This is a genomic window from Streptomyces sp. NPDC085596 (assembly GCF_044541565.1).
Lineage (GTDB): Bacteria > Actinomycetota > Actinomycetes > Streptomycetales > Streptomycetaceae > Streptomyces.
Genome location: NZ_JBITTC010000009.1, coordinates 88,612 through 101,881 on the forward strand (window position 1 = coordinate 88,612; position 13,270 = coordinate 101,881).

The 13,270-nt window shown below is 70.2% G+C and carries 11 protein-coding genes; 5 read left to right on the forward strand and 6 right to left on the reverse strand.

Annotated features, from left to right (window positions below; all coding sequences use genetic code 11):
- Nucleotides 1–457: 457 nt before the first annotated feature.
- Nucleotides 458–1,960: an LVIVD repeat-containing protein gene (locus tag ACIGA3_RS24575; RefSeq protein WP_399719477.1), complete on the reverse strand. Its 1,503-nt coding sequence runs from the start codon at nucleotides 1,958–1,960 to the stop codon at nucleotides 458–460.
- 177 nt (nucleotides 1,961–2,137) lie between these two features.
- Between ACIGA3_RS24575 and ACIGA3_RS24580 the strand changes: the two genes are divergently transcribed.
- Nucleotides 2,138–2,800, forward strand: a complete 663-nt coding sequence (locus ACIGA3_RS24580) for a DUF305 domain-containing protein (RefSeq protein ID WP_399719480.1) — start codon at nucleotides 2,138–2,140, stop codon at nucleotides 2,798–2,800.
- 49 nt (nucleotides 2,801–2,849) lie between these two features.
- Here the strand turns inward: ACIGA3_RS24580 and ACIGA3_RS24585 are convergent, their stop codons facing one another.
- From ACIGA3_RS24585 to ACIGA3_RS24605, 5 genes are all read right to left on the reverse strand, one after another.
- Entirely contained in the window at nucleotides 2,850–5,231 is a 2,382-nt protein-coding gene (locus tag ACIGA3_RS24585; protein WP_399719482.1) for an ATP-binding cassette domain-containing protein, read from the reverse strand.
- Nucleotides 5,232–5,279: 48 nt separating this feature from the next.
- Nucleotides 5,280–5,690: a VOC family protein gene (locus tag ACIGA3_RS24590; protein WP_399719484.1), complete on the reverse strand. Its 411-nt coding sequence runs from the start codon at nucleotides 5,688–5,690 to the stop codon at nucleotides 5,280–5,282.
- A 10-nt stretch (nucleotides 5,691–5,700) separates the two neighbouring features.
- Complete coding sequence (locus ACIGA3_RS24595) at nucleotides 5,701–6,144, reverse strand: helix-turn-helix transcriptional regulator (protein WP_399719487.1); 444 nt, start codon at nucleotides 6,142–6,144, stop codon at nucleotides 5,701–5,703.
- 47 nt (nucleotides 6,145–6,191) lie between these two features.
- Complete coding sequence (locus tag ACIGA3_RS24600) at nucleotides 6,192–7,385, reverse strand: extracellular solute-binding protein (protein WP_399719490.1); 1,194 nt, start codon at nucleotides 7,383–7,385, stop codon at nucleotides 6,192–6,194.
- A gap of 71 nt (nucleotides 7,386–7,456) precedes the next feature.
- Nucleotides 7,457–8,905: a gamma-aminobutyraldehyde dehydrogenase gene (locus tag ACIGA3_RS24605; RefSeq protein ID WP_399719493.1), complete on the reverse strand. Its 1,449-nt coding sequence runs from the start codon at nucleotides 8,903–8,905 to the stop codon at nucleotides 7,457–7,459.
- A gap of 207 nt (nucleotides 8,906–9,112) precedes the next feature.
- On the opposite strand from ACIGA3_RS24605, the gene ACIGA3_RS24610 reads away from it, so the two are divergent.
- The 4 genes from ACIGA3_RS24610 to ACIGA3_RS24625 all read left to right on the forward strand — a co-directional run bounded on the left by ACIGA3_RS24610 (nucleotide 9,113) and on the right by ACIGA3_RS24625 (nucleotide 13,191).
- Complete coding sequence (locus tag ACIGA3_RS24610) at nucleotides 9,113–9,631, forward strand: Lrp/AsnC family transcriptional regulator (protein WP_399719496.1); 519 nt, start codon at nucleotides 9,113–9,115, stop codon at nucleotides 9,629–9,631.
- 2 nt (nucleotides 9,632–9,633) lie between these two features.
- The gene (locus tag ACIGA3_RS24615) at nucleotides 9,634–10,998 is read left to right on the forward strand and encodes an aspartate aminotransferase family protein (protein ID WP_399719499.1); all 1,365 of its coding nucleotides are present in this window, start codon (nucleotides 9,634–9,636) and stop codon (nucleotides 10,996–10,998) included.
- A 205-nt stretch (nucleotides 10,999–11,203) separates the two neighbouring features.
- Nucleotides 11,204–11,944 (forward strand): ABC transporter ATP-binding protein, encoded by a 741-nt coding sequence (locus ACIGA3_RS24620; protein WP_399719502.1) that lies wholly within the window; start codon nucleotides 11,204–11,206, stop codon nucleotides 11,942–11,944.
- On the forward strand, nucleotides 11,926–13,191 hold the full coding sequence (locus ACIGA3_RS24625) for a hypothetical protein (protein WP_399719505.1): 1,266 nt from the start codon (nucleotides 11,926–11,928) through the stop codon (nucleotides 13,189–13,191). The genes ACIGA3_RS24620 and ACIGA3_RS24625 overlap by 19 nt, the downstream gene beginning before the upstream one ends.
- Nucleotides 13,192–13,270: the final 79 nt, after the last annotated feature.

Genomic DNA, 13,270 nt, shown 5'->3' on the forward strand with positions numbered 1-13,270 from the left:
AACCAGCGACGCAAAGCAAGGGAAAGCAGCATTCAGAGAATTCAACGATCCGCGAGGGGAAACGTGACACGCGGGCGAGGGCGGTCGCCTGCGGCCCACCGTCGCCGCACGTAGTGCGCCAGCTGGCCGGCCACAGCCAGGTTCCGTCGGTGACGAGGGACCCGGCGCCGGGAATCCGGGTGTCGCCCGTGATGACGTCCCGCTCCGCCACCGTGACGGAGTAGATCTCAGTGGACGTCTCCTGACCGCATCGCGGAGGAAGCGGGCCGAGGTCACGTCGTGATACCCGAACTCCTGGTAGAAGCCCACGCGCTTGATCATCGTCTATCCGGTCGAACCGTGCGCTCAGGCATGGTCCGTCGCCGATCCTAGGTGTCGGCGTAGAGCCTGGGCATCGGCAGCTCCCCTCTCCCGAACGCGCCCCGCGCGAGAAGCCGCCGATGCCCACAAGATCCGCTCAGTCGAAGTAATCCGGCTGCGTCTGCACATTCAGCTCAGGCAGGTGCACCCGCCGGGCCGAGTCCGTACGGCGGTCGCTCAGCTTCAGGACGTCGAAGCCCTTCACGATGTCGTTGGAGTAGATGTAGCCGTTGTAGTAGTACGCCGACCACGAGCCGCCGACCTGGAGGGTGTCCGTGGAGAGGGGGCCGCGTTCGAAGTAGGCGATCTCCTTCGGGTGGCGGGAGTCGGTGAAGTCCCAGACGGAGACGCCGCCCTGGTACCACGCCTGGACCATGAGGTCCTTGCCCTTGACCGGGATCAGCGAGCCGTTGTGGGCGACGCAGTTCTCGGTGTCCGCCTGGTGGCGGGGGATCTTGTAGTAGCTCCGGAAGACCAGCTTGCGGTGGTCGCCGCGGCCGGTGATGTCGTAGATGCCGTCGGCGCCGCGGTTCGGGCCGATGGCCGCGTTGCAGGTGGCCGCCCCGCCGCCGCCCAGCTCGTCGGTGAAGACGACCTTGTCCGCGCGCTGGTTGAACGTCGCGGAGTGCCAGAACGCGAAGTTGACGTTGTCCTGGACCCGGTCGATGACCTTCGGGTGCTCGGGGTCCTTGATGGAGAACAGGATGCCGTCGCCCATGCAGGCGCCCGCCGCCAGGTCCTTCGAGGGCAGGACGGTCAGGTCGTGGCAGCCGGTGGTCTTGGAGACGCCGGGGTTGGTGGGCGCGCCGGGGTTGCCGCCGCCGTCCGGGCCCTCACCGGGGAAGAGGACGGGGAAGCCGACCACGGCCGCCTTCTCGGGCGCCTTGCGCGGCACCTTGATGACCGAGATGCCGTCGTGCGGCGGCTGGCAGTCGGGGAAGGTGGCGCTCGGCGAGTACGAGGAGACGTAGACGTAGACGTCTCTGCGCTCGGGCACCAGCGTGTGGGTGTGGGAGCCGCAGGCGGTCTCCACGGCGGCGACGTACTTCGGGTTCGCCTTGTCGCTGATGTCGAAGATCTTCATGCCCTCCCACGACGACTTCTCGGTCGCGGGCTGCGTGGTGCTGGCGCAGGAGTTGTCGCTGCGCGAGGAGTCGGTGGAGAGGAAGAGCAGGTCGCCGCTGACGGAGACGTCGTTCTGCGAGCCGGGGCACAGCACCTGCGAGACCGTCTTCGGCGCCTTGGGGTTGCTGATGTCGAAGATGCGGAAGCCGTCGTAGTTGCCGGCGTAGGCGTACCGGCCCTGGAAGGCGAGGTCGGTGTTGAAGCCGGGGAGGGCGTCCTTGGGGACGTTGGTGAGGTGTTCGATGTTGGCGGAGTGGACGATCTCGTCCTGGCCCGGTATCTCGCCGTCCGCGATCGCACCGCGCACCTCGGCCGCGTCGCTCTTGGAGACACGCTGCCCGGCGGCGGGGCTGTCGCCGGGGCCGGGTGTGGCGGAGGCCGGTACGGCGGTGAGCAACGCGGCCAGGAGTCCTGCCGCGGCTGCGGCAACTCCAAGTCGTCTGTGGCGAGTTCGGGGATCGTGGGACAGAGTCACTGTTTCCTCCCTGGTGCCGGACGTGGGGGCGCGGCTCACACTCCCCCGCAGTATCGTCCGCGTCATGGACAGGTCAACAGTGCGCAATGAGTCGCGTCCGAAGGTTCTCGGTCATTCGCGGGCCGAAGAGTGCTAGGACGGTCAGCACCCGGACCGTCACGAAGGCAGGAGATTTCCGTGCTTCACCGCCGCGCGTCCCTCATCACGGCCCTCCTGGCCGCCACGGCAGTGCTCGCGGTCGGCGGCTGCTCAGGTTCCGAAGGTTCCGGAGGTTCCGGAGATCCCGGCGCCAAGTCCGCCGCGCACGGCGGACCTTCGGTCATCGCGCCGGGCAAGCCGGGCGAGGCGAACCGGACGATGTCCGCCGAGGACGCCGCCGAGCAGCGCAAGGACGACAACTCCCCCAACGCGGCGGACCGTTCCTACGCGCACATGATGATCACCCACCACACCCAGGCCCTGGAGATGACCGAACTCGCCCCGAAGAGAGCCCAGTCGACACAGGTGAAGCGCATCGCGGAACGGATCTCCGCCGCCCAGGGCCCCGAAATCAGCGCCATGAAGGGCTGGTTGGCCACGAACGGGAAAGGCAGCGAGGATCACCACCACGGGACCATGCCGGGAATGGCGACCGCCGCACAGCTCACCAAGCTGCGCGCCGCCAAGGGCAGGGCGTTCGACCAGCTCTTCCTCAAGCTGATGATCGCCCACCACGACGGCGCGATCACGATGGCCACCGACGTGAAGGCGCAGGGCAACAACATCCAGATCGAGGAGATGGCCGACGACGTCATCGCCCAGCAGACGAGCGAGATCGTCCGGATGCGCGACATGCTCTGACCGGGGCGACGGGCCGGACGGACGGCCGGGCGCCCCGGTCAGCGATGCCTCACTCCCCCACGTACTCCGCCAAGTGCTGCCCCGTCAGCGTCGACCTGTCCGCCACCAGCTCGGCCGGTGTCCCCTCGAAGACGACCTGGCCGCCGTCGTGGCCCGCACCGGGACCGAGGTCGATGATCCAGTCCGCGTGGGCCATCACCGCCTGGTGGTGTTCCACGACGATGACGGACTTGCCGGAGTCGACCAACCGGTCCAGCAGGCCGAGGAGTTGCTCCACATCGGCGAGGTGCAGCCCGGCGGTCGGCTCGTCCAGGACGTACACACCACCCTTGTCCGCCATGTGCGTTGCCAGCTTGAGCCGCTGGCGTTCGCCGCCGGAGAGGGTGGTCAGCGGCTGGCCGAGGGTGAGGTAGCCGAGGCCCACGTCACGGAGGCGGGTCAGGATGCGGTGCGCGGCCGGGATACGGGCCTCGCCCTCGGCGAAGAACTCCTCCGCCTCGCTCACCGGCATCGCCAGCACCTCGCTGATGTCGCGGCCCCCGAGCCGGTACTCCAGCACCGCCGACTGGAAGCGCCGGCCCTCGCACTCCTCGCACGTCGTGGCGACGCCCGCCATCATGGCCAGGTCGGTGTAGACCACGCCGATGCCGTTGCAAGTGGGGCACGCGCCCTCGGAGTTGGCGCTGAACAGCGCGGGCTTGACCCCGTTGGCCTTGGCGAACGCCTTGCGGATCGGGTCCAACAGCCCGGTATACGTAGCGGGGTTGCTCCGCCGCGAGCCCCGGATCGCACCCTGGTCGACGGAGATGACGTCCTCGCTCTCGGGCACCGACCCGTGCACCAGCGAGCTCTTGCCGGACCCGGCGACCCCGGTCACGGCGACCAGCACCCCGAGCGGGATGTCCACGTCGACCCCGCGCAGGTTGTTGGCGTCCGCGCCCCGGATCTCCAGCGCCCCCCTGGCCTCGCGGACGGTCTCCTTGAGCGAGGCCCGGTCGTCCAGATGGTGCCCGGTGACGGTGTCCGAGGCCCGCAGCCCCTCGACGGTGCCCTCGAAGCAGACGGCGCCGCCGCCCGTACCGGCGCCCGGACCGAGGTCGACCACATGGTCGGCGATGGCGATCGTCTCCGGCTTGTGCTCCACGACCAGCACCGTGTTGCCCTTGTCGCGCAGCCGCAGCAGCAGTCCGTTCATCCGCTGGATGTCGTGCGGGTGCAGACCGGTGGTGGGCTCGTCGAAGACGTACGTGACGTCGGTGAGCGAGGAGCCGAGGTGCCGGATCATCTTCACCCGCTGCGCCTCGCCGCCGGACAGCGTGCCCGAGGGGCGGTCGAGGGAGAGATAGCCGAGGCCGATCTCCACGAACGAGTCGAGGCTGTGGCCCAGCGCGGTGAGCAGCGGGGCCACGGAGGGGTCGTCGAGGCCGCGTACCCACTCGGCGAGGTCGGTGATCTGCATCGCGCAGGCGTCCGCGATGCTCACCCCGCCGATCTTCGAGGTACGGGCGCCCTCGCCCAGCCGGGTGCCCTCGCAGTCCGGGCAGACGGTGAAGGTGACGGCCCGTTCCACGAAGGCGCGTACGTGCGGCTGGAGTGCGTCGACGTCCTTGGACAGGAACGACTTCTGGATCTTCGGGATCAGGCCCTCGTAGGTGAGGTTGATGCCCTCCACCTTGATCTTGGTGGGCTCCTTGTGGAGCAGGTCGTGCAGCTCGCGCTTGGTGAACTTGGCGATCGGCTTGTCGGGGTCGAAGAAGCCGCAGCCGGTGTAGATACGGCCGTACCAGCCGTCGACGCTGTAGCCGGGGATGGTGAGCGCGCCCTCGCGCAGCGACTTGGTGTCGTCGTAGAGCTGGGTGAGGTCGATGTCGGTGACCGCGCCCCGGCCCTCGCAGCGCGGGCACATGCCGCCGGTGCGGCTGAACGTCACCTTCTCCGCCTTGCGCGCCCCCCGGTCCACCGTGATCGCGCCGCTGGCCTGCACCGAGGCGACGTTGAAGGCGTACGCGCTGGGCGGGCCGATGTGCGGGGCGGCGAGCCGGCTGAACAGGATGCGCAGCATGGCGTTGGCGTCGGTGGCGGTGCCGACGGTGGAGCGGGGGTCGGCGCCGAGGCGCTGCTGGTCCACGATGATCGCGGTGGTCAGCCCGTCGAGCACGTCCACCTCGGGGCGGGCGAGCGTCGGCATGAAGCCCTGGACGAACGCGCTGTACGTCTCGTTGATCAGCCGCTGCGACTCGGCGGCGATGGTGCCGAACACCAGCGAGCTCTTGCCGGAGCCGGAGACGCCGGTGAACACCGTCAGCCGGCGCTTGGGGATCTCGACGCTGACGTCCTTCAGGTTGTTCACCCGCGCGCCGTGGACCCGGATCATCTCGTGGCTGTCGGCGGCGTGCGGCTCGGCGGAGTGCGCGTCCGTGGCCTTGGTCATCCTGTCTCCATCTTCACGTGCCGGACTACGGTCGTACGCCGGGACGGCTCAGCGGCGTTCCTGGATGCGGAGCATGTTGCCCGCGGGGTCCCGTACCGCGCAGTCCCGGATGCCGTACGGCTGGTCGGCCGGCTCCTGGACGATGTCGGCACCGGCGGCCACCAGCCGGTCGAAGGTACCGTCCAGGTCGGGGGTGGCGAGGACCAGGCTGGCGTAGGTGCCCTTGGCCATCATCTCGGCGATGACGCGCCGCTCGTCGTCGGTGATGCCGGGGTCCATGGCGGGCGGGCTCAGCACGATGTTCGTGTCCGGCTGGCCCTTGGGGCCGACGGTGAGCCAGCGCAGGTTGTTGTGTCCCACGTCGTTGCGCAGCTCGAAGCCGAGGGTGTCCCGGTAGAAGGCGAGGGCCGCCTCCGGGTCGTCCTGCGGGAGGAAACTGGCGTGAATGCTGATGTCCATGGCCGTCACGCTAGCCGTGGCCCCGAACCCGCGCTTCTCGATTCCTGACCGGTCTGGTCACCACCTTGACCACGCAGGTCGGCAGCCCTTCCGTGGCCCGCGCGGCCTCGGTCCGGTACACGCTCGGCGGCATCCCGACCAGCTCACTGAACCGCGTGCTGAACGTCCCCAGCGACGAACACCCCACCTCGAAGCACACCTCGGTCACACTGAGATCCCCGCGCCGCAGCAACGCCATCGCCCGCTCGATCCGCCGCGTCATCAGATAGCTGTACGGCGACTCCCCGTAAGCGGCCCGGAACTGCCGACTGAGATGCCCCGCCGACATGTTCACCCCCCGAGCCAGCGCCTCCACGTCCAGCGGCCGCGCGTACTCCCGGTCGATCCGGTCCCGCACCCGCCGCAACAACCGAAGCTCCCGCAACCGCCGCGTGTCACCGGGTGAGCTGGTCATCCTGAAATCGTGCCACGGGAGCGGCGCCGGGAAGGGGGCATCGGTCCCTACAACCCCACGATCCCGTTCCACCGCCGGGTGAACTCCGCTCGTTCCGTCGGCTCGATGTCGCGGGCGATGGCCAGGCGCCGGCGCATGGTGGGGGTGGGGAAGATCAGGGGGTTTGCCGCCAGGGACGCCGTTTCCGGGTCGTCGCTGTCGGCGAGGATGTGCTGGGCGGCCGGGACCGGGCAGACGTAGTTGACCCAGGTGGCGAGTTCGGCGGCGACGTCGGGGTTGTAGTAGTAGTCGATCAGGCGCTCGGCGTCTGCCTTGTGGGCGGCCCGGTCGGGGATCATCAGGGAGTCCGACCAGAGTTCGGCGCCCTCCTCGGGGACGACGAAGCGGATGTGGGGGTTGTCGGCCTGGAGCTGGATGACGTCGCCTGAGTACGCCTGGCAGGCGAGGACATCGCCGCTGACCAGGTCCTTGGTGTAGTCGTTGCCGGTGAAGCGGCGGATCTGGCCCCGGCGGACCTCTCGTTCCACCTGGTCGCACATGGTGTGGAAGTCGTTCGCCGTCCAGCGGGTGATGTCCACGCCGTTGCCCTGCATCAGCAGCGCGAACGCCTCGTTCAGCCCGGAGAACAGCGTCACCCGGCCCTTGAGGTCGCTCGCCCAGAGGTCCTTGACGTGCCGGATCTCGCGGCCGACGCGGCGGCGGTCGTACGCGATGCCGGTGATGCCGGACTGCCAGGGGACGGTGAACATACGGCCGGGGTCGAAGGCCGGCCGGCGCAGCAGCGGGTCCAGGTACTTCGCCACGTCGGGCTGGCGGGCCCGGTCCATCCGCTGGACCCAGCCCAGCCGGACGTACCGGGCGCACATCCAGTCGCTGATGACGATGAGGTCGCGGCCGGTGGGCCGGTGGTTCATCAGGGCGGGGCTGATCTTGCCGAAGAACTCGTCGTTGTCGTTGATCTCCTCGACGTAGTCGACGGAGATCCCGGTGCGCTTCTCGAAGGCGTCCAGCGTGGGCCGCCTGCCCGCGTCATTGTCATCGGTGTCGATGTACAGCGGCCAGTTCGACCAGGTCAGCCGGTGGTCGGTGGCGGACCGGTCGGGGGCGGAGCGGTCGCCGGGGCGGACGTACGCCGAGGGCACCCCGCACCCGGCGAGCGCGCCGAGCGCGGCGGTGCCCCCGAGGGCCCGCAGGAAGGACCGGCGGGAGGGGGCGGAGCCACGAACAGAGGTGTGAAGCACCCAGGAAGTGTGCCGCCCCGCCCGCCGGAGGGACAATTCCGCCCGGAGAGACGGTCGGCCCCGGTACGGGGTCAGGCGTCCAGCGACGTCATGACGTGCTTGATCCGCGTGTAGTCGTCGAAGCCATACCCCGACAGGTCCTTGCCGTAGCCCGACTTCTTGAAGCCGCCGTGCGGCATCTCCGCGACCAGCGGGATGTGGGTGTTGATCCACACGCAGCCGAAGTCCAGCTTCTTGGACATGCGCATCGCGCGCCCGTGGTCCTTGGTCCACACCGAGGAGGCCAGCGCGTAGTCGACGCCGTTGGCCCACTCGACGGCCTGGTCCTCGTCGGTGAAGGACTGGACGGTGATGACCGGCCCGAACACCTCGTTCTGGATGATCTCGTCGTCCTGCTGAAGGCCGGAGACCACGGTCGGGGCGTAGAAGTACCCCTTGTCGCCGACCTGGTGGCCGCCCGTCTCGACCTTGGCGTGCGCGGGCAGCCGCTCGATGAAGCCGGCGACCTGCTTCAGCTGGCTGGGGTTGTTCAGCGGGCCGTAGAGCACGTCCTCGTCGTCCGGCTGCCCGGTCTTGGTCTCGGCGGCGGCCTTGGCGAGCGCGGCCACGAACTCGTCGTGGATGGACTCCTGGACGAGGACGCGGGTGGCGGCCGTACAGTCCTGGCCGGCGTTGAAGAAGCCCGCGACGGAGATGTCCTCGACGGCCTTGGGGATGTCGGTGTCCTCGAAGACGACGACCGGCGCCTTGCCGCCCAGCTCCAGGTGGACCCGCTTGAGGTCCTTGGACGCCGACTCGGCGACCGACATGCCCGCGCGCACCGAGCCGGTGATGGAGGCCATGGCCGGGGTCGGGTGCTCGACCATCATGCGGCCGGTGTCGCGGTCGCCGCAGATGACGTTGAAGACGCCCTCGGGCAGGACCGAGCCGATGATGTCGGCGATGAGGACGGTGGAGGCCGGGGTGGTGTCCGAGGGCTTGAGGACGACCGTGTTGCCCGCGGCGAGCGCCGGGGCGAACTTCCACACGGCCATCATCATCGGGTAGTTCCACGGCGCAACCTGGGCGCAGACGCCGATCGGCTCGCGGCGGATGATCGAGGTCAGGCCGTCCATGTACTCGCCGGCCGAGCGCCCTTCGAGCATCCGGGCCGCGCCCGCGAAGAAGCGGATCTGGTCGACCATCGGCGGGATCTCCTCGGAGCGGGTGAGCCCGATGGGCTTACCCGTGTTCTCCACCTCGGCCGCGATCAGCTCCTCGGCCCGCTCCTCGAACGCGTCGGCGATCTTCAGCAGGGCCTTCTGCCGCTCGGCGGGTGTGGCGTCGCGCCAGGCCGGGAACGCCTTGGCGGCGGCGTCCATGGCGGCGTCCACGTCCGCCTGCCCGGACAGCGGCGCGGTCGCGTACACCTCACCGGTGGCGGGGTTGACCACCTCGGTGGTCCGTCCGTCGGCGGCGTCCCGGAACTCACCGGCGACATAGTTCCGGAGTTTGCGCAGCCCACGCGGCTCGGTGCTCACTGCCGGCCTCCTGATCTGGTTCGAGGGTTCGAGCGGTCCCGCCTGGTCGGGCCAGTACGGCCGTCCAATGGCTGGGACAGGCCAACCCTAGTCGCGACACCCACGTTTTCAACACCCCCACCACCGCCAGTCCTGCGAAATCCGCACACTGCAAGCCCGTAAACAACGAATTTCATCGATCGAACCTTGCGAAACTGTCGAGACGTCGTGCACAGTGAGGACGTGGCCAGTCGAAGCGCAGAACAGAGGGACTCCGCCCGCGAGTCCAGGAGCGGCACCCCGCAGCTGGACGCCGTCTCCCTCGCCATCATCGAGCAGCTCCAGGAGGACGGCCGCAGGCCCTACGCCGCGATCGGCAAGGCGGTCGGCCTCTCCGAGGCGGCCGTGCGCCAGCGGGTGCAGAAGCTGCTGGACCAGGGCGTGATGCAGATCGTCGCGGTCACCGACCCGCTCACCGTGGGCTTCCGCCGCCAGGCGATGGTCGGGGTGCATGTCGAGGGTGACGTGGAGACGATCGCGGACGCGCTGAGCGCCATGTCGGAGGTCGAGTACGTGGTGATGACCGCGGGCTCCTTCGACGTCCTCGCCGAGATCGTCTGCGAGGACGACGACCACCTGCTGGACGTGATCAACCGGCGCATCCGGGCCCTGCCCGGTGTCCGCTCCACCGAGAGCTTCGTCTATCTCAAGCTCAAGAAGCAGACCTATATGTGGGGAACCCGATAACCGTGACGCAGAAGGACCTCAGCCGCACCGCGTACGACCACCTGTGGATGCACTTCACCCGCATGTCCTCGTACGAGAACTCGCCCGTCCCCACCATCGTGCGGGGCGAGGGCACCCATGTCTTCGACGACAAGGGCAAGCGGTATCTCGACGGTCTGGCGGGCCTGTTCGTGGTCCAGGCCGGGCACGGCCGGGTGGAACTGGCCGAGACCGCCCTCAAGCAGGCCCAGGAGCTGGCCTTCTTCCCGGTGTGGTCCTACGCCCACCCGAAGGCGATCGAGCTGGCGGAGCGGCTGGCCGGCTACGCCCCCGGCGACCTCAACAAGGTCTTCTTCACCACCGGCGGCGGCGAGGCCGTGGAGACCGCGTGGAAGCTGGCCAAGCAGTACTTCAAGCTGGTCGGCAAGCCCGCCAAGCACAAGGTCATATCCCGCTCGCTCGCCTACCACGGCACCCCGCACGGCGCCCTCTCCATCACCGGCCTGCCCGCGCTGAAGGCCCCCTTCGAGCCGCTGGTGCCGGGCGCGCACAAGGTGACGAACACCAACATCTACCGCGCCCCGATCCACGGCGACGACCCGGAGGCGTTCGGCCGCTGGGCCGCCGACCAGATCGAGCAGCAGATCCTCTTCGAGGGCCCGGACACGGTCGCCGCGGTCTTCGTGGAGCCGGTGCAGAACGCCGGCGGCTGCTTCCCGCCGCCGCCCGGCTACTTCCAGCGGGTGCGCGAGATCTGCGACCAGTACGACGTCCTGCTCGTCTCGGACGAGGTCATCTGCGCCTTCGGCCGCCTGGGCACGATGTTCGCCTGCGACAAGTTCGGCTACGTGCCGGACATCATCACCTGCGCCAAGGGCATGACCTCGGGCTACTCCCCGATCGGCGCGACCGTCGTGTCCGACCGGATCGCCGAGCCCTTCTACCGGGGCGACAACGTCTTCCTGCACGGTTACACCTTCGGCGGCCACCCGGTCTCCGCCGCGGTCGGTCTCGCCAACCTGGACCTGTTCGAGCGCGAGGGCCTGAACCAGCACGTCCTCGACAACGAGGGCGCCTTCCTGCGCACCCTCCAGAAGCTGCACGACCTGCCCATCGTCGGCGACGTCCGCGGCAACGGCTTCTTCTACGGCATCGAGCTGGTGAAGGACAAGAACACCAAGGAGTCCTTCGACGCCGACGAGATCGAGCGCGTCCTGTACGGCTTCCTCTCCAAGGCCCTGTTCGAGAACGGCCTGTACTGCCGCGCCGACGACCGCGGTGACCCGGTGATCCAGCTCGCCCCGCCGCTGATCGCCAACCAGGAGACGTTCGACGAGATCGAGCAGATCCTGCGCGCGACCCTGACGGAGGCGTGGACCAAGCTCTGAGCCTCCAGCGGATGCCTCCGGCCGGTCGGCCGGCACACGGCCCCGGCGCCGCCCGTTCGAGTGAGAACGGCGGTCCGGGGCCGTGTGCTGTGCCGCCTCCCCCTCGGTGCTGCCTAGCGTGCCCAGTGACCGATCGGCCCGGTCTTCGTTCCCCCGGGCGGGGCATACGGACACGGGAAAACGGATCAGAACCGAGGTGTACGCCATGGAGGCTCCGCCGGACAACGACGTGCTCTGGGCACGCTCCCTGCACTTCAAGTATCCCGACGGTTCTCCCGGTGTCGCCGGGATCTCGCTGGGCGTACGGGAGAGCGAGATCCTCGCGGTCGGCGGCCCGCGCGGCAGCGGCAAGACCACCCTGCTGCGCTGTCTGTCCGGGCAGGTCAAGGTGGACGAGGGCGAGGTGTGGTTCAACAGCTCCCCGGTGCACACCCTGGGCCCGATGGCCCGCGAACGGCTGCGCCGCGACCGGTTCGGCTGGATCGACCCGGCCCCGGCACTCGTCCCGGAGCTGAACGTCTGGGAGAACGCGGCGCTCCCGCTGATGCTGCGCGGCACCAGCCGCCGCCGCGCCAAGGTGGCCGCCATGGAGTGGCTGGAGCGCCTGGACGTCGGGGACAAGTCCCGCAAGCGCCCGCACGAACTGCTCCAGGCGGAGCGGCAGCGCGTCGCCATCGCCCGCGCGCTCGCCCCCGGCCCCACGGTCCTGTTCGCCGACGAGCCGACCGCGCCGCTGCACCGCGCCGACCGCGGACACGTACTGCGCACGCTCACCACGGCGGCCCGCTCGCACGGCATCACCGTGGTCCTCGCCACCCACGACCCGGAGACGGCGGCCCTCGCCGACCGCACGGTCCAGCTGCTGGACGGGCGCCGCGTGAAGACCGTGCACCTCCCGGACGCCCCGGACACGGAAGGCCGGGCGGCGTGCTCGCTCTCCGTCTGACCCGCGCGGCCCGGCCCGCAGTCCAGCTGCGCCGACTGCTCGTGGCGGCCGCCTCGGCGGGCACCGGCTTCCTGCTGCTCGGCTCGCTCGGCTACGCGATGAACCACCCCCAGACACCGGGCGCGGCCGCGCTGCGCCTGGCCTGGTGCGTGGTGCCGCTCGCCGCGACGGTCTACCTGGCGCTCGCGGTGGCCCGCACCGACCCCGGCACCCGGCCCCGGCCGGGCCTGTCGGCGGTGGGACTCGGGCCGGGCCGTCTGATGGCGGTCTCCGCGCTGACCACGCTGCTCGCCTGCACGCTGGGCTCGCTGGTGGCCCTGATGCTCTTCCTGCATCTGCGCGGCGACCTGACGGGCATGCCCTTCGACGGGCAGGGCGCGCAGTTCCTCGCGGCCGACCGGCCGCTTCCGGTACCGGCCGCGCTGACCCTGCTGGCGCTGCTGCCGCTCGCCGCTTCGGGGGCGGTGGCGCTCAGCCTGCGCCCGAGGGACCCGCGCCGGCCCGCCTCGACGAAGGGCGCGGCGTCCTTCGGCGCCCGCTGGCACGCCGTCACCCGCAAGGCCGAGGCCCAGCCGGAGGAGACGGCGCCCGTGGCAGCCGGGGCCGAGGAGGCGGGCTGGTCGGACGTGCTGACCGTCGCGCCGCCGCCCCGTGAGGCTCCGGCGGGCTTCCCCTGGGGTGTCGCCGCGCTGGCGGCGGGCCTCGCCGTGCAGGCGTACGCGAACCGGGCCGCCCCGGCGTCCGTGCTGGCGCTGCCCGTGGAGGGCGCGGCGGTGCTGGGCGCGTGGCTGCTCACCGCGCTCGGGCTGGTCCTGGCCGCGCCGGGCCTCACCTACCTGTGCGGGCGGGTGCTCCAGTCGGCGCAGCCCGGCGCGCTGCGGCTGCTGGCGGGGCGGGTGCTGATGTCCGAGGCCACCCGGATCGGGCGGCCGCTCGGGGTGGTCTGCGCGGTGACGTCGGCCGCGCTCGCCACGACCGCGATGTACGACCAGCCGGCCGCCGCCTTCGGACCGCTGTCCACGGTGGCCACGCTGGTGGTCGGCGGCTGCACGCTGGCGACGCTGCTGACGGCCGCCGTGGAGGCCCGCCAGTCCCGCGCCGGCACCACGGCCGCACTGCTCCGGCTCGGCGCGCCGGCCACGATGCTGCGCGGTTCCGCCGCGCTGCGGGCCGGCGCCCTGATCGCCCTGTTCGTGCCGTTGACCCTGCTGATCGCCTACCTGTCGGCGCTGCCGCCGACGAACTGAGAAGGACCAGTCCACGGGCCGCCGATGAGTTTCCCGGCGGCCCGTCGTCTATCTCAGCGAACGGCAGCCCGCGCACCTA